The organism is Leisingera sp. S132 (genome assembly GCF_025144465.1).
GTDB lineage: Bacteria > Pseudomonadota > Alphaproteobacteria > Rhodobacterales > Rhodobacteraceae > Leisingera.
Map to the genome: position 1 here is coordinate 68,128 of NZ_CP083556.1, position 21,424 is coordinate 89,551.

19 protein-coding genes are annotated in these 21,424 nt (G+C 63.7%); 15 read left to right on the plus strand and 4 right to left on the minus strand.

Going from position 1 to position 21,424, the window contains the following annotated elements; genetic code table 11:
- The first annotated feature begins 289 nt into the window (after positions 1–289).
- Both K3725_RS20715 and K3725_RS20720 read left to right on the plus strand, forming a co-directional pair.
- Positions 290–1,846: a trimethylamine methyltransferase family protein gene (locus tag K3725_RS20715; protein ID WP_260018912.1), complete on the plus strand. Its 1,557-nt coding sequence runs from the start codon at positions 290–292 to the stop codon at positions 1,844–1,846.
- 64 nt (positions 1,847–1,910) lie between these two features.
- Positions 1,911–3,014 (plus strand): mandelate racemase/muconate lactonizing enzyme family protein, encoded by a 1,104-nt coding sequence (locus K3725_RS20720; RefSeq protein ID WP_260018913.1) that lies wholly within the window; start codon positions 1,911–1,913, stop codon positions 3,012–3,014.
- 108 nt (positions 3,015–3,122) lie between these two features.
- Here the strand turns inward: K3725_RS20720 and K3725_RS20725 are convergent, their stop codons facing one another.
- Genes K3725_RS20725 through K3725_RS20740 form a run of 4 tightly spaced genes read right to left on the minus strand, consistent with a single transcriptional unit; the run spans position 3,123 to position 7,598 of the window.
- Positions 3,123–4,463, minus strand: a complete 1,341-nt coding sequence (locus K3725_RS20725) for an FAD-binding oxidoreductase (RefSeq protein WP_260018914.1) — start codon at positions 4,461–4,463, stop codon at positions 3,123–3,125.
- Entirely contained in the window at positions 4,460–5,959 is a 1,500-nt protein-coding gene (locus K3725_RS20730) for an aldehyde dehydrogenase (RefSeq protein ID WP_260018915.1), read from the minus strand. The genes K3725_RS20725 and K3725_RS20730 overlap by 4 nt, the downstream gene beginning before the upstream one ends.
- Before the next feature lie 3 nt (positions 5,960–5,962).
- Complete coding sequence (locus tag K3725_RS20735; RefSeq protein WP_260018916.1) at positions 5,963–6,880, minus strand: dihydrodipicolinate synthase family protein; 918 nt, start codon at positions 6,878–6,880, stop codon at positions 5,963–5,965.
- A 7-nt stretch (positions 6,881–6,887) separates the two neighbouring features.
- On the minus strand, positions 6,888–7,598 hold the full coding sequence (locus K3725_RS20740) for a GntR family transcriptional regulator (protein ID WP_260018917.1): 711 nt from the start codon (positions 7,596–7,598) through the stop codon (positions 6,888–6,890).
- Positions 7,599–7,811: 213 nt separating this feature from the next.
- On the opposite strand from K3725_RS20740, the gene K3725_RS20745 reads away from it, so the two are divergent.
- From K3725_RS20745 to nqrF, 13 genes are all read left to right on the plus strand, one after another.
- A complete protein-coding gene (locus tag K3725_RS20745) occupies positions 7,812–8,762 on the plus strand; it encodes a GlxA family transcriptional regulator (RefSeq protein ID WP_260018918.1) in 951 nt (316 codons plus the stop codon).
- A gap of 168 nt (positions 8,763–8,930) precedes the next feature.
- Entirely contained in the window at positions 8,931–9,845 is a 915-nt protein-coding gene (locus K3725_RS20750) for a LysR substrate-binding domain-containing protein (protein ID WP_260018919.1), read from the plus strand.
- Between the two features lie 96 nt (positions 9,846–9,941).
- Positions 9,942–11,096, plus strand: a complete 1,155-nt coding sequence (locus tag K3725_RS20755; RefSeq protein WP_260018804.1) for an aromatic ring-hydroxylating dioxygenase subunit alpha — start codon at positions 9,942–9,944, stop codon at positions 11,094–11,096.
- Positions 11,093–12,544, plus strand: coding sequence for an aldehyde dehydrogenase family protein (locus K3725_RS20760; RefSeq protein WP_260018805.1), 1,452 nt, complete (start codon positions 11,093–11,095; stop codon positions 12,542–12,544). Before K3725_RS20755 ends, K3725_RS20760 begins: the two co-directional genes overlap by 4 nt.
- Before the next feature lie 3 nt (positions 12,545–12,547).
- Positions 12,548–12,787 (plus strand): hypothetical protein, encoded by a 240-nt coding sequence (locus K3725_RS20765; protein ID WP_260018806.1) that lies wholly within the window; start codon positions 12,548–12,550, stop codon positions 12,785–12,787.
- A 111-nt stretch (positions 12,788–12,898) separates the two neighbouring features.
- Entirely contained in the window at positions 12,899–13,978 is a 1,080-nt protein-coding gene (locus K3725_RS20770; RefSeq protein WP_260018807.1) for an alcohol dehydrogenase family protein, read from the plus strand.
- Positions 13,975–15,099: a mandelate racemase/muconate lactonizing enzyme family protein gene (locus K3725_RS20775; RefSeq protein WP_260018808.1), complete on the plus strand. Its 1,125-nt coding sequence runs from the start codon at positions 13,975–13,977 to the stop codon at positions 15,097–15,099. The genes K3725_RS20770 and K3725_RS20775 overlap by 4 nt, the downstream gene beginning before the upstream one ends.
- A 357-nt stretch (positions 15,100–15,456) precedes the next feature.
- A complete protein-coding gene (locus K3725_RS20780; RefSeq protein ID WP_260018809.1) occupies positions 15,457–16,800 on the plus strand; it encodes a Na(+)-translocating NADH-quinone reductase subunit A in 1,344 nt (447 codons plus the stop codon).
- A gap of 5 nt (positions 16,801–16,805) precedes the next feature.
- A complete protein-coding gene (locus tag K3725_RS20785; protein ID WP_260018810.1) occupies positions 16,806–18,014 on the plus strand; it encodes an NADH:ubiquinone reductase (Na(+)-transporting) subunit B in 1,209 nt (402 codons plus the stop codon).
- Positions 18,007–18,810 (plus strand): Na(+)-translocating NADH-quinone reductase subunit C, encoded by an 804-nt coding sequence (locus tag K3725_RS20790; protein ID WP_260018811.1) that lies wholly within the window; start codon positions 18,007–18,009, stop codon positions 18,808–18,810. Before K3725_RS20785 ends, K3725_RS20790 begins: the two co-directional genes overlap by 8 nt.
- Positions 18,810–19,463, plus strand: coding sequence for an NADH:ubiquinone reductase (Na(+)-transporting) subunit D (locus K3725_RS20795; protein WP_039180203.1), 654 nt, complete (start codon positions 18,810–18,812; stop codon positions 19,461–19,463). Before K3725_RS20790 ends, K3725_RS20795 begins: the two co-directional genes overlap by 1 nt.
- On the plus strand, positions 19,463–20,071 hold the full coding sequence (gene nqrE, locus K3725_RS20800) for an NADH:ubiquinone reductase (Na(+)-transporting) subunit E (RefSeq protein ID WP_019296950.1): 609 nt from the start codon (positions 19,463–19,465) through the stop codon (positions 20,069–20,071). Before K3725_RS20795 ends, nqrE begins: the two co-directional genes overlap by 1 nt.
- 16 nt (positions 20,072–20,087) lie before the next feature.
- Positions 20,088–21,311, plus strand: a complete 1,224-nt coding sequence (gene nqrF, locus K3725_RS20805; protein WP_260018812.1) for an NADH:ubiquinone reductase (Na(+)-transporting) subunit F — start codon at positions 20,088–20,090, stop codon at positions 21,309–21,311.
- The last annotated feature ends 113 nt before the right edge of the window (positions 21,312–21,424 follow it).

Below are 21,424 nucleotides of genomic sequence, written 5' to 3' on the forward strand. Positions count from 1 at the left end.
TAACTTGTTAGGCACCGAATGGGTTTTCACGGCCTGTGGATAATTTTTCGCCACGGTATGCATGATGCGCAAAAACGATCGGGTCCGCGAGTCGCCAAGGCATGGAGATTCCCGGAAAAACAGCTGGTTTAGGGTCTAACGGCCTGATTTCCCGTCTGCGCGGATCAACTGGCCTGACTCCAGGACGGTTCCGCAGGGCAGAGTGTCGGTTTCTGCAACCGGATTTCGCAATCCTGCAGGTGAACCCTGCGTCTTTTGGCGAAACTCACTGTCAAAGGAGACCCCTGCGATGACTGAGCAAGCCACTGCCCCGCGCACCCGTTCCGGCGGCCGCCACGCCCGCCGCGCCCTGCGAACGGCCCCGAAATTCGACATGCTGCCGGGGCTGACCCGCAATATCCCGCTGTGCGAGGTGATGGACGGCGCCCAGGTTGAGATGATCGACAACGCCTCGCTGGACATTCTGGAAAACGTTGGCGTCCAGTTCCGCGACCCGATTGCACTGGAGGACTGGAAACGCGCAGGCGCCAAGGTTGTGGGCGAACTGGTCTATCTGGACCGCGGCCTCGTGCGGGAACTGATCCAGACCATCCCCAGCGATTTCACCTATCACGCGCGCGACCCCAAGAAGAATGTCCGCCTCGGCGGCAAGCATTCGATGTTCATCCCGATGACCGGCGCGCCGTTCCTGCGCGACCTTGATGACGTGCGCCGCAACCCGCTGCTGGAAGACCTGGCGATGTTCCACAAGCTGGCGCATATGATGCCGGCGATGCATTCCTCCGCGCATCACATCGTCGAGCCTTACGACCATCCGATCAGCCAGCGCCATCTGCGCATCACCTACTCGTCGATGAAATACTCCGACAAGACGTTCATGGGCATGACCACCAGCCCGAAGAACGCCGAGGATGTGATCGACATGTGCGCGATCCTGTTCGGTGCGGATTTCATCGACAGCCACCCGGTGGTGACCGGCAATTGCAACGGCAACTCGCCGCTGGTCTGGGATGAGACCATGCTGGGCGCCATGCGCGCCTTCTGCCGCCGGAACCAGCCGGTGCTTTGCTCTCCCTTTGTGCTGGGCGGCGCCAATACGCCTGCGTCCGTCCCTGCAACCGTGGCGCAGCTGAATGCCGAGGCGCTGAGCGCGCTGGCCTATACCCAGGTCATACGCAAGGGCGCGCCCGCGATTTACGGCCATTACCTGTCGACCGTCAGCATGAAATCAGGTGCGCCAATGGCGGGGACGCCCGAGATCAGCCTGATGAACTTCATGATCGGCCAGATGGCGCGGCACTACGGCGTGCCGTGGCGCACCTCCAACACCCTGGGCGGGGCCAAGACGTTCGATGCGCAGGCGGGTTATGAATCCGCGACCACCTTGTCGGCGGTCATGCACGCGGGTGCCAACTACATCTGGCACTCGGCGGGCTGGAACGAGGCCGGGATGCACTGCTCGGTCGCCAAGTTCATCGTCGATGCAGAGCAATGCGCCATGGCCTACCGGATGGCGGAAGGCCCGAAATGGCACGACTTCGGCCAAGCGCTGGCGGCGGTGCCGGATGTCGGCCCCGGCGGCCACTACCTGGGCCATCCGCACACCCAGGAGAACTTCCAGGAGGCGTTTTTCATGCCGGAGCTTTTTGACAACAACTCTATCGAGCAATGGCAGGCCGAGGGCAGCGCCGAGATCACCGAACGCGCCCTGACCCGCGCCAAAAAGCTGCTGGCGGACTACCAGGAGCCGAAGCTGGACGAGGCCAAGAACGAAGAACTGCTGGAGTATATCACCCGGCGCGAGCGGGAAATCCCCGCCGCGGACGAGCTGAACCAAAGCTGCTAGGTTTCCTCCCCGACTGGCCCGCCCTAACGATAGAGGGCGGGCTTTTTTCTGACAGGGCAGACTCATGAAAATCGCGGAAATCCATATCTACCAGCATGATCTGCCAGTGAAGAACGGCCCCTACACCATGGCCGCATCGCAGATCCATGCGCTGGACACCACGCTGGTCAAGCTGGTGACGGACAATGGCCTGACCGGCTGGGGCGAGACCTGCCCGCTGGGGCCGGTTTATGACAAGGCGCATGCCAGGGGCGCGCGGGCGGCGCTGGCAGAGATGGCGCCGGGGCTCATTGGGCTGGAGTGCCAGGTGCTGGCGCTGCACCGGCGGATGAACAGCCTGCTGATGGGGCATTCCTATGCCAAGGCGGCGCTGGACATCGCCCTGCATGACGTTCTGGGCAAGCATCTGGGGCTGCGGGTGGCGGATCTGCTGGGCGGCGCGGTGACCGAACGGGTGCCCAGTTACTATGCAATCGGCATCGAAACCCCCGAAGAAGCCGCCCGCATCGCGCGGGAGAAGCGCGCCGAGGGCTACGGGCGGCTGCAGGTCAAGGCAGGCGGGCGCGACGTGCAGGAAGACATCGCCGTGGCCCATCATGTCTGGGAGAAGATCCGCGGCAGCGGCATGCGGCTGGCGCTGGATGCCAACCGCGGCTGGACCATGCGGGACGCGCAGTTCGTCAGCCGCGGCTGTGCGGAAATACCGCTGGTGATCGAACAGCCCTGCGCCAGCCTGCAGGAGCTTCAGGCGCTGCGCCCGCTGCTGTGCCACCCGCTCTACATGGACGAAAGCTCAGAGGATCTGGGCATTGTGACCGAGGCCGTCGGGCGCCGACAGGCGGATGGTTTCGGCATGAAGCTCACCCGGATCGGCGGGCTGCACCCGATGCGCGCCTTCCGCGATATCTGCGAGGCGGGCGGCGTGCCCCATACCTGCGACGATGCCTGGGGCGGCGATATCCTGGCCGCCGCCTGCACCCACATCGGCGCTACCGTGCGCCCCGATCTGCTGGAAGGGGTGTGGATCGCCGCGCCGTATATTGACGGGCATTATGACAGCGGAAACGGCATCTGCGTTGAGGACGGGCACATCGCCCTGCCGCAGGGACCGGGCCTTGGCGTCCTCCCGGATGAGAGCCGGTTCGGCGCACCTGTGGCAACCTTTTGAGGAAGACGGAACTGGCGCGCGGGGGGCCTGCCCGGACCTTCGCCTGTTCACCTTTGCAAAAATACTCCGGGGGAGGCCGCAGGCCGGGGGCAGCGCCCCCTCCGCCCTCTACTCCTTGCCGGACCGCCATTCCTTCCACATCAGGTAGGTATTGGCGCCCAGCGAGGCAAAGGGTTCCGGCGGCAGTTTGGGCGGCATTGGCTGGGCCTGGAAATGGCTGGCGATCCGCGAGCCGCCCTGCAGCAGCAGCTCGGCTATGCCCATCCCTTGCAAGGTGCCGCGAGCGATGCCAAGGCCGTTCTGGCAGCAGGCGGAATAAAGACCCTGATCCAGCTCCCCGAACGCCGCAGACCCGTTGCGGCTGAGGCAAAGCATGCCGGCCCAGCGGTGTTCCATCTGCACATCCCCCAGCTGCGGGAAGCGTTCCGTGAACTTGCGGTCATGCACCCAGCCCGCGTTGCGCAGGCGCATCTGGCTGGTCTCAAGGGTGGGGTGGAAGCTGGAGCAGCTGCGGATCAGGATGCGGTCGCCGTAAGATCCCGATATCCGCCGGACAGAAGTGCCCATCGGGTTGGCTGGCGTCACCGACCAGCGGCTTGCGCCGCCCAGGCGTTTGATCTGCTCTGGCGTCAGCCGCCCGGTCATCGAGGCATAGAGGCAGATATGCATCAGGCGGCGCTGGTAGAAGCCGAAGCTTTCCAGATGGCCGTTGCTGGCCAGGATAATTTTGCCGGTGCTGATGCGCCCTTTGGGGGTTGTCACCAACCAGCCTGCGCCCTGTTTCTCAAAACCAGTGGCCGGGGTGTTTTCAAACAGGGTAATTTGCCCAGCCAGATGCGCCGACAGGGCGCGGATATAGGCGGCGGGCTGGATCATCACCGTGCCGGGTGCATAAAGACCGGAGGTGTAATGCGCACTCCCGGTGCGCTCCTGTATCTCCTGGTGGCTCAGCAGCTGATGCGGCTCGCCCAGCCGCTGCAGATGGGCGGCGAAATCGCGGTTGTGCTGATCGCCCGCGCGGGTGGCGGCGGCGTTGATCTTGCCCGCGGGGTCGAACATCTCCTGCGGCAGGGCGCAGTCCTGCGCCACCTCCGCGGCAAAGGAAATCGCCTTGCGGTTCATGGCAATCGCGGCCTTGTCTGCCTCCAGCCCTGCGCCGGCGTAATTGTCGGAGGCCAGGTCATGCGGCAGGTCGATCATGAAGCCGGAGTTGCGCCCGGCGGACCCTTCGGCAATGCGCCCGGCCTCCAGCAGAACCACCTTCAACGAGGGGTCGAGCTGGTGCAGGCGGCGGGCGGCGGACAGGCCCGCAAAACCGCCGCCGATAATGGTGACATCTGCGGACAGATCCTGGTCCAGCACCGGCAGGGCGTCTTGGGGCGGCAGGATGGCATTCCACCCCGCAGCCCCGGTCTGCCGGGGCAGGCGTTTTGCGGTGTAGGCGGTCAATCCACGGCCTCGTCTGCGTCGTCGGCCAGGTCGATCCAGATGGTTTTCAGCTGGGTGTACTGGTCGTGGGCGTGGACAGAGTTGTCGCGGCCGCCAAAGCCCGACTGTTTGTAGCCGCCGAAGGGGGTGGAAATGTCGCCTTCGCCAAAGCTGTTCACGGTGACTGTGCCTGCCCGGATGGCGCGCGCGCCGCGGATGGCGCGTTTGGCATTGGCGGTGAAGATCGAGGCGCAAAGGCCGTATTGGGTGTCATTGGCGATACGGATCGCCTCGTCAAAGCCGGACACTTCGATCACCGACAGGACGGGGCCAAAGATCTCCTCGCGCGCCAAAACCGCGTCATTGCCCGGAACCTCGACCACGGTGGGTTCGACAAAGGCGCCGTCGTGTGACTTGCCGCCCAGCACCACGTTTTCCGCCAGTTCCAGATAGCCGCAGACCTTGTCGAAATGCGCCCGTGACACCAGCGCGCCCATGCGGACCTCCGGGTCCAGCGGGTCGCCCACGTTCCAGGCCTTGGCGTGGTGCGCGATACGCTCCAGCAGCTCTGCCTTGATGTCCTTGTGCACGATCAGGCGCGACGAAGCCGAGCAGTTCTCGCCCATGTTCCAAAATGCGCCGTTGACGATATGCTGGGCCACGCGGTCCAGGTTCTCGGCGTCGTTCATCACGATGGCCGGGTTCTTTCCGCCCATCTCCAGCACCACCTCCTTGGCGTTGCTTTCTGCCGAATAGGACAGGAATTTCTTGCCGGTCACGGTGGAGCCGGTGAAGGAGACCATGTCGATATCCATGTGCCGCCCGATGGGTTCACCCACGTCGCCGCCGCCGCCGGGCACGATGTTCAAGACACCGCGCGGCAGGCCCGCTTCCATCGCCAGTTCCGCCACGCGCAGCGCGGTCAGGGTGGTCTCGGCAGCTGGTTTCACCACAACGGAGCAGCCGGCGGCCAGCGCCGGGCCGATCTTCCACGCCAGCATCAAGAGCGGGAAGTTCCAGGGCAGTACCAGGCCAACCACGCCGATAGGTTCACGCAGCACCATGGCGATGTGATCGTCGGAGGCGGGCGCCACCTGGTCATAGATTTTGTCGATCGCCTCTGCGTGCCATTTGATGCAGTGGATGGTCTCCGGCACGTCGACGGTTTCGCAGTCATAGATGGTCTTGCCGCTGTCGAGGCTTTCCATCACGGCGAGTTCGCGGGCATTGCGGGTCATCAGTTTGCACAGCCGGATCAGCACGTCCTTGCGTTCCGATGGATGAAGCCGCGACCAGCGGCCATCGTCGAAGGCTTCGCGCGCCTTTTCGACCGCGACATCAACGTCCGCGGCACCGCAGGCCGCGATGTCCGCCAGCTTCTCGCCGGTGGCCGGGTTCACGGTTTCAAAGGTCTTGCCGGACGCAGCGGGGCAGAACTTGCCGTCAATGAACGCAGCCGTCGGCAGGTCCAGATTGGCGGCGATGGAATTGTATTCGTCCTGAGTAAGCAAAGTCATTCCTTAACCCTCCGCCTCGATATCTGCGATTTTCTGTTTCAGCACCCGCACGACCTGTTCCAGCGCGCGTTTGTCGTCCTTGTTCAGGCCCTTCAATGGCGGGCGCATGGCGCCGGCTGCGATGCCGTTCAGGGTGACGCCGTGCTTGATGGTCTGGATGAACTTGCCGCCCTGTTCGAGGACACGCATCAGCGGCATAAGCGCCGACATGATCCGGCGGCCCTTGGCGAAATTGCCCTCAATCACACAAGCCTTATAGAGCGCCACGTGTTCGCGGGGCAGGAAGTTTGAACCGCCGCAGACCCAGAAGGGCGCGCCCCAGGCGAAGAACTCCAGCGCCTGATCATCCATGCCGCAGCCCAGCTGGATATGCGGGTAGTCGCGGGCCAGCAGATGCACCCGGTTGATATCGCCGGAGCTTTCCTTGATGCCGCAGAAATTGCGGGAGCGGCCAACCCGGTCGAGGAACTCCTCGCCCATCATCGTGCCGGTGCGGTGCGGGTAATTATACAGCATCACCGGCAGATCGGCGGCCTTGTCGATGGCCAGCGCATTCAGCGCGTTTTCGCGGTCGGTCGGGACCGAGTAGGGCGGCGAGGCCAAGAGGATCGCATCGGCGCCGATGTCCTTGGCGCCGGTCGCCAGCGCGATGGAATCGCTGGTCAGCATCGCGCCGGTGCCCACCACCAGCGGCAGGCGGCCCGCCAGCCGGTCATGGGTGAAGCGCGCCAATGCCACGCGCTCCTCCACGGTCTGGGCATAGTTCTCGCCGGTCGATCCGCCGGAGATCAGCCCGTGCACGCCGTTCTCAACCAGGTAGTCGATCACCTCGGCCAGCGCGTCCCAATTGACGCTGCCGTCCTCGAAATGGGGTGTCACCACAGGGGTGTATATCCCCTCAAACCGGAAAATAGGGGTCATGTCATCCTCATGCAGGGGTTTTGCGGGCGACGGTTCCCAGCGGCATGTCCAGCCCGGCGGGCATGACGAACAGCTCGATCTGGTCGCGCGACAGGTTCCAATGCGCAATCGCCAGCTGGCCTGCCGCCGCCTCGTCGCCGGCCTCGATGGCGGCGATGATGGCGTCGTGCTGGGCGCTGGCCTCATCCAGGTTCTCCGCCATCCGGGCGTCCTGGGGGCGGTAGAAGGTCATGCCGATACGGGCGTGGTCGATCAGCAGACGCTGAAAGGACGGCAGCAGATAGATGTTGTCGGCCATCTCGCCGGTGATCTCGTGGAAGCGGTTGTTGGCCATCGCGCGGTCTGCGCTGGAGCCGCTGCGCAGGGCGGACTTGAAGGCATCCTGCGCCTCTTTCAGCGCAGTGATTTGCGCGGGCGTTGCGTGTTTGGCGGCCAATTGCATCACCGCGCCATAGATCATCGGCGCCGCCAGGAAGAAATCGCGCAGGGTCATATGCGACATTTCGCTGACCCGCGCGCCGCGGTTTTCCCGCAGGTCCACATAGCCCTCGCCGGCAAGCTGGCGCAGCACCTCGCGCAGCGGGGTGCGCGAGAGGCCCGACTCCTCTGAGAGTTTCGCCTCATCCAGATCGGCGCCCGGGCGCAGCTCCAGCGTCATGATCGCGGTCTTCAGGCGGCTGTAGAGCGCAGCCTTCCGGTTCCTTGAGGCGTCTTTCATGGGTCTGTCTCCTGCCGCTTTGCGGTGCGGGATTCTCTGGCTTGCTGGCTCTATGACATGAAAATACATATTGTGTACACAGAAAAAATATGGTGTGTGCAAGCTGCGGGCGCATCGCGGCTTGCGGCAGGCAGGGCAGGGGGCCTAGCCTGTCCGGGGCGCGAGGGCCGTGCAGCCAGGCCCGCCCAGCGTTTCAAGTCAGATGGTTGATCCATGACCAAAACCCAGCATTTTGCCTTTCTCCTGGTTGAGGAGTTTTCCCATCTGGCGTTTTCCTGCGCGGTGGAGCCGCTCAGGATCGCCAACCTGGTCAGCGGCCAGGATCTTTATGACTGGTCGTTCGGATCGGAGAATGGCGAGACCGCGACCTGCTCAAACGGATCGGTGACGCTGGTGCATTACGGCTTTGACGCGGTTCCGAAATGCGACCGGCTGTTTGCCCTGTCGGGCATCCATATGCGCAACCATGTGACCAAGCCGCTGCTGGCCGCGCTGCGCCGGGAAAAGGCGCGCGGTGTTGCGGTGGGCGCGCTCTGTTCTGGGGCCTGGGTGCTGGCAGAGGCCGGGTTTCTGAACGGAATGCAGGCGGCGATCCATTGGGAATATCATGACAGCTTCATGGAGGCGTTCCCGGAGGTGAACCTGGTGCGCAACGTGTTTGTGGCAGATGAAAAACACGTCACCGCCTCTGGCGGCACCGCGACGGCGGACCTGATGCTGCATTTGATTGAACGCGCGCACGGCTATGACCTCGCCGTCGCAGTGGCGGATCAGATGGTCTATAACGCGGTGCGCAATGCGACGGCGGAGCAGCGTGTGTCTTTGCAATCGCGCAACGGGATGCGCAACGCGCATTTGGCCCGCGCCATCCAGATGATGCACGACCATATCAGCGATCCCATTTCCCCCGCCCGCATTGCAGAGGAAATCGGCATTTCCACCCGCCAGCTGGAGCGGCTGTTCGGCAAATATCTCAACACCTCACCGAAAAAATACTCGATGGAGATGCGGCTGGAACGTGCCCGCAACCTGCTGATCCAGACTGAGGCTTCGGTGACCGACGTGGCGCTCAGCTGCGGGTTTGACAGCCCGGGGCATTTTTCCCGGGTCTACAAGGCTGCCTTCAACGTGACGCCAATGCTTCAGCGCGGGCGGATTGACTGAGGCCGCCGGAAACCGGCGCGGTTTCCGGCCATGAAAAATCGATTTTTCATGGCCGTTTTCATTACATGAAAACGGCACCCGCCCCAAATTTCCGGACTGGCTTTCAAAGATGATTTTCCCATATTGAAATGAAGACCGTTCACCCGAGCCGTATGCCAGGAGCCGCAGATGTCCCGCCGCCACTACAACCTGCCGCCGCTGACCACCCTGGCTGCCTTTGAGGCCGCGGCCCGGCATCTGAGCTTCAAGAACGCGGCGCAGGAGCTGTCGGTCACCCCCGGCGCGGTCAGCCATCAGGTCAAGGCGCTGGAGGCGGAGCTGCAGGCGCCGCTGTTCCAGCGCAAACACCGGGGGGTGGAGCTGACGGAGGAAGGCGAGGCGCTGTTTGACACCCTGGCCTCGTCATTTTCCAAGATTTCGCTCAGTCTCAAGACCATCCGCGGCCGCCAGACCGGGGATACCGTCACCATTGGCTCCACCTCTGCCGTTGCCTCGCTGTGGTTGTCGCCGTCGGTGGTGCGGTTCTGGGGCAAACACCCGGATGTGAACGTCAACCAGATCGTCAACGACCGCCCGTTGCGCGGCATGCCGGACGTGGATTTCTATATCCGCTACGGGCGCGAGCGCGATACCCGGCTGGAGCAGACCGAACTGTACCGCGACCATCTGGTGCCTGTCGGCAATGCGGACCTGGCACAGAAGCTCACGGGCTGCCCGCTGGAGGAACTGGCGCAGCAGCGGCTCGTGCATCTGGAGTCTGACGACAAGAGCTGGACCACCTGGGCGGACTGGTTTCTGCAACTGGGCTACAGCGGACCCATCGCGCCGGGCGTGCGGGTGAACAACTACGCTGTGGCCCTGCAGGCGGCGCAGGACGGCGTGGGGCTGGTGCTGGGCTGGCAGCGGCTGCTGCACCCGTTGCTCACTTCCGGCCAGCTGGTGCCCATCGGCCCGCATGTTCTGGCGGCGCCGCACGGTTTTCACCTGGTAGGCCGGCCGGACGCCGATCTGTCGGAATCCGCCCGTTTGCTTCGCAATTGGGTGATTGGCGAGGTCAATCGAAGCTCGGATGAGCTCAGCTAACCTCAGCGCGAAAATTCCTGATATTGAGGAAATCCGGTCTCTGCCTTCAATGGCGCAAAACGCGCACATCTTTTTCCTGCCTTGGAGAGACCCCAGATGAACAAGCATGACTCGCTTGCCCCGGTGATGGCTCCGGTCAACGTCGCAAACGGCCTGCCGAACGCCCATTACATCGACCCCGCTGTTTTTGCCGAAGAAAAACGCTCGGTTCTGTTCAAGAACTGGTCCGGCATCGGCTTTGGCAAGGACGTGCCGGAGCCGGGCTATGCCAAGCCGGTGGATTTCCTCGGCATGCCGCTGCTGATCGTGCGTGACACCGATGGCGCCATCGGTGTCTTTCAGAACACCTGCCGCCACCGCGGCATGATCCTGGTGGAACAGCCGGGCAAGATCCGCGGCGCCATCCGCTGCCCCTATCACAGCTGGTGCTACGGCCTGAACGGCCGCCTGGTCTCCACTCCCCACGTGGGCGGCCCCGGCAACAACAAGCATGAAGACATCAAGCTGGACGAGCTGGGCCTGGTGCGCATCCGCTCCTGCGTCTGGCGCGACGTGGTGTTCGTGAATGTCGACGGCACCGCGCCGGAGTTCGAGGAGGCCCACGCCGACCTGCTGGAGCGCTGGAAGGAATTCGACACTCCGGTGCATCACGGCGGCGCGGATTCCGGCTTCAAGCTGGAAGTCAAAACCAACTGGAAGCTGGCGGTGGAGAACTACTGCGAAAGCTACCACCTGCCGTGGGTGCATCCGGGCCTCAACAGCTATTCCCGGCTGGAAGATCACTACAACATCGAGGTGCCGGGCAAGTATTCCGGCCAGGGCACCCTGGTCTACCGCCAGATGAAGGGTGAGAACGGCGAGGTGTTTCCGGATTTCGAGGGCCTCAGCAGCAAATGGGACGAAGGCGGCGAGTACACCGCGGTTTACCCGAACGTCCTTCTGGGCGTGCAGCGCGACCACGCCTTTGCGATCATCCTGGAGCCGGTCGACACCGAAAACACCGTTGAGCACATTGAGCTCTATTATGCGAAGTCCAACGAGGACACGCCGGAGCTGGAAGAGCTGCGCACCGAGAATGCCAAGCTGTGGAAGACCGTGTTCGAAGAGGACGTCTTTGTCGTCGAGGGCATGCAGAAGGGCCGCCATGGCGAGCTTTTCGATGGCGGGCGCTTCTCGCCTGCGATGGACGGGCCGACCCACAACTTCCACGCCTGGGTGGCCGATCAGGTGACCAAGGGCCGCGAGGCATGAGTTCTTTTCTGAAAGACGGGCTGGCCAGGAATTTCCTGGCCGGTTCCTGGGTCGAAGGCGACGGCGGTGCGCGCATGGCCGTCGAGGATCCGGGCAACGGCCAGCACGTGGCCGACTGCGCGCTGGCAGGTGAGGAAACCCTCGCCAAAGCGCTGGACGCCGCCCGCGCCAGTTTCGAGCGCGGCGATCTGGCCGCCATGAAACCCGCCAAACGCGGCCAGCTGATGCAGCGCATCGCGGCGGAGATCCGCGGCATCGCGGATGAGGGCGCGGATCTGCTGTGCCGGGAAAGCGGCAAGAGCCTGAGTGCCGCGCATGATGAATTCGAAGAGGCCGCGCAGTATTTCGAATATTACGGCGGCATGGCGGACAAGATCGAAGGCAAGTCGATCCCGCTTGGCCCCGACTACGCCGACTACACGGTCTATGAGCCTTACGGTGTTTCTGCCCAGATCGTGCCGTGGAACTTCCCGGTGTCGATTGCGGCGCGCTCCTTGGCGCCCGCGATGGCGGCGGGCAACGCCTCGATAATCAAATCGCCGGAACTGGACCCGATGGCGCTGGCGATGCTGGGCGTGGCGCTGGAACGCGCGGAGGTCCCCGCGGGGGCGGTTTCGATCCTGAACGGCATTGGTTCCGAACTGGGCGCCCGGCTGGTGGAAAGCCCGGCGGTGGATCAGATTGTCTTTACCGGCTCGGTCCCGACCGGCCAGGCGATCCTGCGCGCCGCGGCCAATCCGGTCACGCCCGCGCTGATGGAGCTGGGCGGCAAATCCGCCGCGGTGGCGTTCGAGGACGCCAATCTCGACACGCTGATGTCCTCCCTGCACAGCGGGATCTTCTACAACGCCGGTCAGGTTTGTTCGGCGATGTCGCGGGTGCTGGTGCACCGCTCGATCTACGGCGAGGCGGTGGAACGCGCCGCCGCGCTGGCGAACGGCCTGAGCGTTGGGCACGGCTTGGAAAATCCCGGCCTCACCCCGGTGATCTCCGCCCGCCAGCTGGATGGCGTTGAGACCCTGACCGGCACCGCCCGCCAAAGCGGCGCCCGCGCGGCTTCGGGCGGTGCGCGGCTGGAGCGTGAGGGGTATTTCATGGCGCCGACCATCCTGGCGGACGTGGATCCCGCGTCCCGCGTCGCGCAGGAGGAGATCTTTGGCCCGGTCACCTGCTTCACGCCGTTTGACACCGAAGCCGAGGCAATCGCCATGGCGAACGGCACCGAGTTCGGGCTGGTCGCGGGCGTCTTCACCCGCGATCTGGCGCGGGCGCATCGGGTTGCGAACCGTCTTCGCGCCGGGCAGGTGTTTGTGAACGAATGGTTCGCGGGCGGCATCTCCACCCCGTTCGGCGGGGTCGGCAAATCAGGCTTTGGCCGCGAAAAGGGACTGGAGGCGCTCTATAACTATGTGCGCACCAAGAACATCGCGATCTCGCTGAAGGGCTGAGGGATGGAGCGCGCAGAGCTCGACCACGCGCTGCTGCAGGCGCATGCGGACAAGGACAGCGCCGCGCTGGTCCGGTTGTACACACTGGCCGGGGATCAGGCAGAGGCCGCGGGCAATATCGACGCGGCCTGCTTCTACCTGACCCATGCCTTTGTCTTTGCGCTGGAGGCTGGCCTTCCGGAGGCAAGGGAACTGAACCGCCGCCTGGCGGAGCGCGGCCGCGCGCATCCGCTGGAGCTGTGAGACAAGTTTCAGGGTGCTGTCCCCGCGGGGACGGCGCCCTGTTTTGGCCGGCAGGGGAGGGCCGGCCAACCTTATTCTTGAAAGGGAGGCGCGGGCATGATTCCGGAGAAAATGGCAGCAGTCCTGCTGACTGGTCACGGCGGCATTGATAAACTGGAATACCGCACCGACGTGCCGGTGCCGCAGCCCGGCCCTGGCGAGGTGCTGATCCGCGTGGCGGCGGCCGGCATCAACAACACCGACATCAACACCCGCATCGGCTGGTACTCCAAAGCGGTGGAGGCCGACACCAACGCAGGCGGCGCCACCGGGTTCGACAGCGTCAACGGCGATGACGCCAGCTGGTCCGGCAAGCCGCTGGAATTCCCGCGCATTCAAGGTGCGGATGCCTGCGGCCGCATCGCCGCGGTGGGGGAGGGGGTCGATCCCGCCCGCACCGGCGAGCGGGTGCTGGTGCGCAATATGCTGCGATCTTACGTCGACTACCGCCCCTATGAATGCTGGACCTTCGGCAGCGAATGCGACGGCGGCTTTGCGCAGTTTGCGGTGGCGCCTGCGCGCGAAACCCATGCGGTGAACTGCGATTGGTCCGATGCGGAACTCGCCTCGATCCCCTGCGCCTATTCGACTGCGGAGAACATGCTGCACCGGGTGGGTCTGGGCGCGGAAACCGTGCTGATCTCCGGCGCCTCCGGCGGCGTCGGCTCCGCCGCCGTGCAGCTGGCCAAGCGGCGCGGCGCAACCGTGATCGCGCTGTCCTCCGCCGCCAAGGCGGATGAGGTGCTGGCCCTTGGCGCCGACCGCGTGGTCGACCGCAACGCCGATTTGCGCAGCGAGCTGGGCGAAGGCTCCATCGACGTGGTTGTCGATCTGGTTGCCGGTCCGCAATGGCCCGCGTTTATGGATGTTTTACGCCGCGGCGGGCGTTACGCCACCGCCGGCGCCATTGCCGGGCCGATCAGCGAAATCGACGTGCGCACGCTCTACCTCAAGGATCTGACCCTGATGGGCTGCACCTTTCAGGAGGATGAGGTGTTCGCCAACCTTATTTCCTACATTGAGGCCGGCGAAATCCGCCCGCTGGTTGCTAAGACCTATCCGTTGGCAGAGATCGCCGCCGCGCAGGAGGACTTCCTGAGCAAGGCCCATACCGGCAAGCTGGTGCTGATGATCCCGGAAGTAACGCCATGAAGATCAAAAAGATCGAGCTGTATCAGCTGGAGCTGCCGTATTCCGGCGGCGTTTACATGCTGTCAGGCGGGCGGGAGTACCGCAGTTTTGACGCGACTTTTGTACGCATCACCACCGACACCGGGCTGGAGGGCTGGGGCGAAAGCACGCCGTTTGGTTCCACCTACATCGCGGCGCATGCGCTGGGTGTGCGGGCGGGGATTGCCGAGATCGCGCCCTATCTCTTGGGCCGTGACCCGCGGCAGATGGACCGTATAAATGAAGCGATGGACGAGGCGCTGCTGGGCCACAACCACGCCAAGTCCGCAATTGATCTGGCCTGCTGGGACCTGTTCGGCAAATCGGTGAACCTGCCGGTCTGCGAACTGCTAGGCGGTTCCACCGGCAAACGGCTGCCGGTGATCTCCTCGATCTACGCAGGCAGCCCCGAGGACATGCGCGCCCGTGTCGCGCAGCACCGGGAGATGGGCTATTTGGGCCATTCGGTGAAAATCGGTGCGCTGGACGGCGAAGGCGGCCCGGCGCTGGACGCCGAGCGCATCCGCGCGTCGCTGGCCGACCGGCAGCCGGGGGAGTTCTTCCTGGTCGACGCAAATGGCGGTCTGGCGCCGGAAACCGCGCTGCGGATGCTGCGGATGCTGCCCGAGGGGCTGGACTTTGTGCTGGAAGCGCCCTGCACGACCTGGCGCGAGACGATGTCGCTGCGCAAGCGCTGCACTGTGCCGATCATCCTGGATGAACTGGTGCAGCAGGATGAGGACATCGCGCTGATGCTGGCGGAGGACGTGGCGGACGGCATCGGCCTCAAGATCTCCAAGGCCGGCGGGCTGACCCATGGGCGGCGGCACCGGGACATGTGCCTGGCTGCGGGCGCCACCGTCAGCGTGCAGGATACCGTTGGGTCTGTGGTGGCATTTTCCGCCATCGCGCATCTGGGCGCGACGGTGCCAGAGCGGTCCCTGCGCTGCATTCTGGACTGCCGCGATATGGTGACGCTGAAAACGGCGGAGTTTGATGCGCCGGTGCAGGACGGCGGCGTGCTGGTGCCGGATGCGCCGGGACTGGGCATCACCGTTGACCGCGATCTGATGGGTGCGCCGCAGGCCGTTTGGGACGCCTGAATACGCAGTATTTGGTAGAATCAATTTCTACAGCCTGTTGAGACTGACGGGCACAAAGGACCGCCTTGCCGGCGCCTGCCGGAATGCTGTTGCCGTTTCCGCCCGTCCGCTTTGACGGTTTCCCAAGACCCGTGAGCGCCAACAGTCTGATAAAAGCGCGCAGTGCACAGGAAATTGGGAAACAGGCAGGGGCACAGCCTTGCCATTCGGCGCCGAATTTGATTCGAGTGCGCCGGAAATCAGGACAGGCTGTGCGGATGTGCGGAAAACGGCGTTTTGTGCGTTTTCTTTGCCGCCGCTGCCGGAACGGGGTAAGAACCGCCACGGGATTCGGCCTTGGAGGGACGTAGCGCAAATATGAAGACATTTAACTTGAGAAAGGGGCTGGATCTGCCGGTGACAGGCGCACCGGAGCAGGTGATCCACGACGGTCCCTCCATCACCTCGGTGGCCGTGCTGGGCCCCGACTACATGGGTCTGAAACCCCGCATGCTGGTGCAGGAAGGCGAAGAAGTCCGCCGCGGCACGCCGCTGTTCTGCCACAAGGATGCCGAGGCCGCGCTGATGGTGGCGCCGGTGACCGGCAAGGTCGTGGCGATCAACCGCGGCGCGCGCCGGGTTCTGGAAAGCGTGGTGATTGCGGTTTCCGATGCCGAAGACACCGGCATTGATTTCTCTGCCACCGGCAATGCTGACACTGCCGAAGGGCTGACAGAGAAGCTGTGCGCTGCCGGTCTCTGGACCGCCTTCCGCACCCGTCCCTATTCCAAGATGCCGCAGCCGGGGTCCAAGCCCGCCGCGATCTTTGTCACTGCGATGGACAGCGAACCGCTGGCTGGCGACGCCGCCGTGATCATCAATGATGCGGCTGAGGCGTTTGAGGCCGGCCTCAAGGCCGTGACCCTGCTGACCGACGGCACCACCTATCTGTGCCAGAAGACGGGCGACAGCATTCCGGGCGCGAACCTTGCCGGTGTCGAGGCTGCGGGTTTCTCCGGCCCGCACCCTTCGGGCCTCGCGGGCACCCACATCCATTTCCTACATCCCGTGCGTGCGAATGATCAGGTCTGGACCGTGTCCTACCCCGACGTGATTGCTATCGGCCGCCTGCTGCTGACCGGCCGCCTGGACCCCTCCACCGTGGTTGCCATCGCCGGTCCCGCTGCGCGCAGCCCCCGTCTGGTCCGTACCGTGACAGGCGCCTCCACCGATGAGCTGACCCGTGGAGAGATTGCCGCGGACGGTCCGGTGCGGGTAATCTCCGGGTCGATCCTGTCGGGCCGCCAGGCGGCTGGTCCGCTGGCGTTCCTCGGCCGTTTTGCCCGCCAGGTTGCGATCATCGAAGAAGACCGCAAGCAGATCCCGCTCGGCTGGATCCGCCCCATGGGCGGCAAATACGCGGTGCAGCCGGTGCTGGGCTCGGCCCTCAGCCGCAAGCTGTTCAGCCTCACCAGCAACCTCAACGGCGGCCGCCGGGCAATGGTGCCCACCGGCACCTTTGAGCAGCTGATGCCGCAGGACTACCTGCCGACGCAGCTCTTGCGCGCGCTGCTGGTGATGGACACCGACACCGCACAGGCGCTGGGTGCGCTGGAGCTGGACGAAGAGGACATGGGCCTCGTCGGCTTTGCCTGCCCGGCCAAGTACGAATACGGGCTGGCGCTGCGCGACTGCCTGACCAAGATTGAAAAGGAGGGCTGAGCCGGATGGGATTGCGCAGCTTCTTTGACAGGATCGAACCGCATTTCGAGAAGGGGGGCAAGTACGAAAAGCTCTTCCCCGTCTACGAGATGGTGGAGTCCTTCCTTTATACCCCGAAAACCGTCACCTCGGTGGCGCCGCATGCCCGCTCATACGTCGATATGAAGCGGATCATGACCTATGTGGTGATCGCTACCATCCCCTGCATCCTGTGGGGCATGTGGAACACCGGTTATCAGGCCAACTCGGCAATTGCCGCGCTGGGGGCTGATGCGGCCACCGGCTGGCGGATTGCCCTGCTGCAGATGTTCGGCATCTCGCTGGATGCGGCAAACCCGATGGCCAATATCGCGCACGGGTTCCTGTATTTCCTGCCGATCTACATCGTGACGCTGGTTGCGGGCGGCATCTTTGAAGTCATCTTTGCCACCGTCCGCGGCCATGAGGTGAACGAGGGCTTCCTTGTGACCTCGATGCTTTACACCCTGATCATGCCGGCCTCCGCGCCGCTGTGGCAGGTGGCGCTTGGCATCATCTTCGGCGTGGTGATCGGCAAGGAAGTCTTTGGCGGCACCGGCAAGAACTTCCTGAACCCGGCACTGGTGGGCCGTGCGTTCCTGTATTTCGCCTATCCGGCGAACATGTCGGGCGATGCGGTCTGGACCCCGGTTGACGGCTTCTCCGGCGCGACCGCGCTGGGTGTGACTGCGGCTGATGGCGTGCAGGCGCTGGCCGCCAAGGGCATCGAATGGTCGGATGCGTTCTTTGGCATCATTCAGGGCAGCTTCGGCGAGACCTCGACGCTGGCCTGCGCCATCGGTCTGGGCTTTCTGCTGTTCACCAAAATCGCCAACTGGCGCCTGATCGTGGGCTGCCTGGCGGGCATGATCGCCTTCTCGATGCTGCTGAACCTGATCGGTTCCGACAGCAACCCGATGTTTGCGATGCCGTGGTACTGGCACCTGGTGCTGGGCGGCTATGCCTTTGGCCTGGTGTTCATGGTGACAGAGCCGGTTTCGGCGTCGCACACCAACGCGGGCCGCTATATCTACGGTGCCCTCATCGGTGTGATGGTGGTGCTGATCCGGGTGCTGAACCCTGCCTTCCCCGAAGGCATGATGCTGGCGATCCTGTTCGGCAACGTCTTTGCACCGCTGATCGACTACTTCGTCGTGCAGGCAAACATCAAACGGAGGGCGCGCCGCCATGGCTGAGACCCAAAGCAAAGGCCTGATTGGCCGCTTCCTCGCCGCGTCGCCGGACTCTGTCGGCAAGACCTTGTTCATCGCTGTTGCCGTTTGCCTGGTGGCCTCGATGATCGTGTCCACCGCCGCCGTGTCCCTGCGCCCGGTGCAGGAAATCAACAAGAAACGCGACAAGCAGCTGAACGTGCTGCAGGTGGCCGGCCTCTATGAGCCGGGCCAGAACGTGGCCGAAGCCTTTGCCGCCTTTGAGCCGCGGGTGCTGGACCTGGAGACCGGTGAATTCACCGACCAGTTCGACGCCGCCAATTTCGACGGTCTGGCCGCTGCGCAGGACCCGGAGCTGAGCCGTGCGCTGGAGAACGACCCGGCGGGCATCGGCCGCCAGTCGCGTTACAAGACCGTGTACCTGCTGCGCGAGGAAAACGGCGATCTGGACAAGGTGATCCTGCCGATCCACGGCTACGGCCTGTGGTCGACCCTCTATGGCTTCATCGCGGTTGAGGAAAACGGCAACGACATCTTTGGCCTGCAGTTCTATCAGCACGGCGAAACCCCGGGCCTCGGCGCCGAGGTGGACAACCCGCGCTGGAAATCCCAGTGGCAGGGCAAGAAGCTGCATGACGAAAGCGGCGAGCTGCAGATCAGCGTTGCCAAGGCGCAGGGCCCTGCCGGGCCGGAGCACCATATCGACGCGCTGGCCGGTGCGACGCTGACCTCTGTCGGCGTGGACAACCTGGTGAAATTCTGGATGGGCGAAGAGGGCTATGCACCCTTCCTGGCCGCCCTTAAAGCGGGAGAGCTCTGATGGCGCAGACCAAGAAAGACATGCTGGTCGACCCATTGGTCGACAACAACCCGATCACGCTGCAGGTTCTGGGCATCTGCTCGGCGCTGGCGGTGACCTCCTCTCTGCAGGTGGCGTTTGTGATGACCCTGGCGGTGACATTTGTGACCGCGTTCTCGTCGATGTTCATCTCTATCCTGCGCAACCAGATCCCCTCGTCGATCCGGATCATCGTGCAGATGGTGATCATCGCCTCGCTGGTGATCCTGGTGGACCAAGTGCTCAAGGCCTATGCTTTTGAGATCTCCAAGACCCTGTCGGTTTTTGTTGGCCTGATTATCACCAATTGTATCGTGATGGGCCGCGCCGAGGCGTTTGCCATGAGCAACCCGCCGGTGGCGTCGTTCATCGATGGCCTGGGCAATGGCATGGGCTATGGCCTGATCCTGATGCTGGTCGGCATCATCCGCGAGCTGTTCGGCTCCGGCTCCCTGTTTGGCATCACCATCCTGGAAACCGTGAACAACGGCGGCTGGTATGTGCCGAACGGCATGCTGCTGCTGCCGCCCTCGGCGTTCTTCGTGATCGGCCTTTTGATCTGGGCGTTCCGCACCTGGAAGCCGAACCAGGTCGAAGAGCGTGAATATAAAATCCAGAATGTGGAGGCGCACTGATGGAAGGGCTGATTTCACTCGCCGTTAAGGCCATCTTTGTCGAGAACCTCGCGCTCTCCTTCTTCCTGGGCATGTGCACCTTCATCGCGGTGTCCAAGAAGATCTCCACCGCGCTGGGTCTGGGGATTTCGGTGATGCTGGTGCAGGCCATCACCGTGCCGACCAACAACTTGCTGCTGACCTACCTCTTGAAGCCGGGCGCGCTGGCCTGGGCGGGTTTCCCGGATGTGGATCTGACCTTTCTCGGCCTGATCTCCTATATCGGGGTGATCGCGGCGATGGTGCAGATCCTGGAGATGATCCTCGATAAGTACTTCCCGCCGCTCTACAACGCGCTGGGGGTGTTCCTGCCGCTTATCACGGTGAACTGCGCCATCCTGGGCGGATCGCTGTTCATGGTGGAACGCGACTACAACTTCGCGGAAGCAACCACTTACGGCCTCTCCTCCGGCTTTGGCTGGGCGCTGGCGATCACCGCGATGGCGGGCGTGCGCGAGAAGCTGAAGTATTCCGACGTGCCGGACGGCCTGCAGGGCCTGGGCATCACCTTTATCACCGCGGGTCTGATGGCGATGGCCTTCATGTCCTTCAGCGGCGTCAAACTGTAAGGGAGCGTCTGAAGTTATGGAAACTTTCTCGCTCGGCGTTGTCCTGTTCACGTTGATCGTGCTGGCGCTGGTGGCCATCATTCTGGCCGCCCGCTCCCGCCTGGTCGCGTCCGGCAACGTCAACATCACCATCAACGGTGAAAAAACCATCTCGGTGCCTGCGGGCGGCAAGCTCTTGCAGACGCTGGCGGCTGAGAAACTGTTTGTCCCCTCCGCCTGCGGCGGCGGCGGCACCTGCGCCCAGTGCCGGGTGCGTGTGCATTCCGGCGGCGGCTCGATCCTGCCGACCGAGGAAAGCCACATCACCAAGCGCGAGGCCGCCTGCGGCGACCGCCTGTCCTGTCAGGTTGCGGTCAAGCAGGACATGGAGGTCGAAGTCCCCGAAGAGGTCTTTGGCGTCAAGAAGTGGCGCTGCAAGGTGCGCTCCAACGACAACGTGGCGACCTTCATCAAGGCGCTGGTGCTGGAGCTGCCCGAAGGCGAGGATGTGAACTTCCGCGCTGGCGGCTACATCCAGATCGAGGCGCCCGCCCACCAGCTGTCCTACACTGATTTCGACGTGCAGGAAGAATACCGCGAGGACTGGGACCGGTTTAACCTGTGGCAGTATAAGTCCGTCGTGGATGAGCCGGTCGAGCGCGCCTATTCGATGGCGAACTACCCGGACGAGAAGGGCATCATCATGCTGAACGTCCGCGTCGCCTCGCCGCCGCCGGGGTCCAGCGACATTCCGGCAGGCAAGATGTCGTCCTACATCTTCAACCTGAAACCGGGCGACGAAGTCACCATCTCCGGTCCGTTCGGCGAGTTTTTTGCCCGCGACACCCAGAAGGAAATGGTCTTCATCGGCGGCGGCGCCGGCATGGCGCCGATGCGCAGCCATATCTTCGACCAGCTGAAGCGTCTGCAGAACCGCGACCGCAAGATCAGCTTCTGGTATGGTGCGCGCTCGAAGAAAGAGATGTTCTTTGTCGAGGACTTCGACCAGCTGGCGGAGGAGTTCGACAACTTCGAATGGCATGTCGCCCTGTCCGACGCGCAGCCGGAGGACGACTGGAAAGGCTACACCGGCTTTATCCATAACGTCCTGTTCGAGGAATACCTCAAGAACCACCCGGCGCCGGAAGACTGCGAGTTCTACATGTGCGGCCCGCCGATCATGAACCAGTCGGTGATCAACATGCTCTTGGATCTGGGTGTGGACCGCGAGGACATCATGCTGGACGACTTCGGCGGCTGAGCCGGAGAGACCCCAAAACACGAAGCCCCGGATGGAAACATCCGGGGCTTTTTGCTGTCTTCAAACCGGGGCCGGGGAGGGGGGTGACATGTATGCACCCCCTGTGCACCCTC

What these genes read in the sequence shown, in the direction of transcription:
- K3725_RS20715 (WP_260018912.1), top strand. Translation starts at nt 290, where the DNA reads ATGACTGAGCAAGCCACTGCCCCGCGCACCCGTTCCGGCGGCCGCCAC.
- K3725_RS20720 (WP_260018913.1), top strand. Translation starts at nt 1,911, where the DNA reads ATGAAAATCGCGGAAATCCATATCTACCAGCATGATCTGCCAGTGAAG.
- K3725_RS20730 (WP_260018915.1), bottom strand. Translation starts at nt 5,959, where the DNA reads ATGACTTTGCTTACTCAGGACGAATACAATTCCATCGCCGCCAATCTG.
- K3725_RS20735 (WP_260018916.1), bottom strand. Translation starts at nt 6,880, where the DNA reads ATGACCCCTATTTTCCGGTTTGAGGGGATATACACCCCTGTGGTGACA.
- K3725_RS20740 (WP_260018917.1), bottom strand. Translation starts at nt 7,598, where the DNA reads ATGAAAGACGCCTCAAGGAACCGGAAGGCTGCGCTCTACAGCCGCCTG.
- K3725_RS20745 (WP_260018918.1), top strand. Translation starts at nt 7,812, where the DNA reads ATGACCAAAACCCAGCATTTTGCCTTTCTCCTGGTTGAGGAGTTTTCC.
- K3725_RS20750 (WP_260018919.1), top strand. Translation starts at nt 8,931, where the DNA reads ATGTCCCGCCGCCACTACAACCTGCCGCCGCTGACCACCCTGGCTGCC.
- K3725_RS20755 (WP_260018804.1), top strand. Translation starts at nt 9,942, where the DNA reads ATGAACAAGCATGACTCGCTTGCCCCGGTGATGGCTCCGGTCAACGTC.
- K3725_RS20760 (WP_260018805.1), top strand. Translation starts at nt 11,093, where the DNA reads ATGAGTTCTTTTCTGAAAGACGGGCTGGCCAGGAATTTCCTGGCCGGT.
- K3725_RS20765 (WP_260018806.1), top strand. Translation starts at nt 12,548, where the DNA reads ATGGAGCGCGCAGAGCTCGACCACGCGCTGCTGCAGGCGCATGCGGAC.
- K3725_RS20770 (WP_260018807.1), top strand. Translation starts at nt 12,899, where the DNA reads ATGGCAGCAGTCCTGCTGACTGGTCACGGCGGCATTGATAAACTGGAA.
- K3725_RS20775 (WP_260018808.1), top strand. Translation starts at nt 13,975, where the DNA reads ATGAAGATCAAAAAGATCGAGCTGTATCAGCTGGAGCTGCCGTATTCC.
- K3725_RS20780 (WP_260018809.1), top strand. Translation starts at nt 15,457, where the DNA reads ATGAAGACATTTAACTTGAGAAAGGGGCTGGATCTGCCGGTGACAGGC.
- K3725_RS20785 (WP_260018810.1), top strand. Translation starts at nt 16,806, where the DNA reads ATGGGATTGCGCAGCTTCTTTGACAGGATCGAACCGCATTTCGAGAAG.
- K3725_RS20790 (WP_260018811.1), top strand. Translation starts at nt 18,007, where the DNA reads ATGGCTGAGACCCAAAGCAAAGGCCTGATTGGCCGCTTCCTCGCCGCG.
- K3725_RS20795 (WP_039180203.1), top strand. Translation starts at nt 18,810, where the DNA reads ATGGCGCAGACCAAGAAAGACATGCTGGTCGACCCATTGGTCGACAAC.
- nqrE (WP_019296950.1), top strand. Translation starts at nt 19,463, where the DNA reads ATGGAAGGGCTGATTTCACTCGCCGTTAAGGCCATCTTTGTCGAGAAC.
- nqrF (WP_260018812.1), top strand. Translation starts at nt 20,088, where the DNA reads ATGGAAACTTTCTCGCTCGGCGTTGTCCTGTTCACGTTGATCGTGCTG.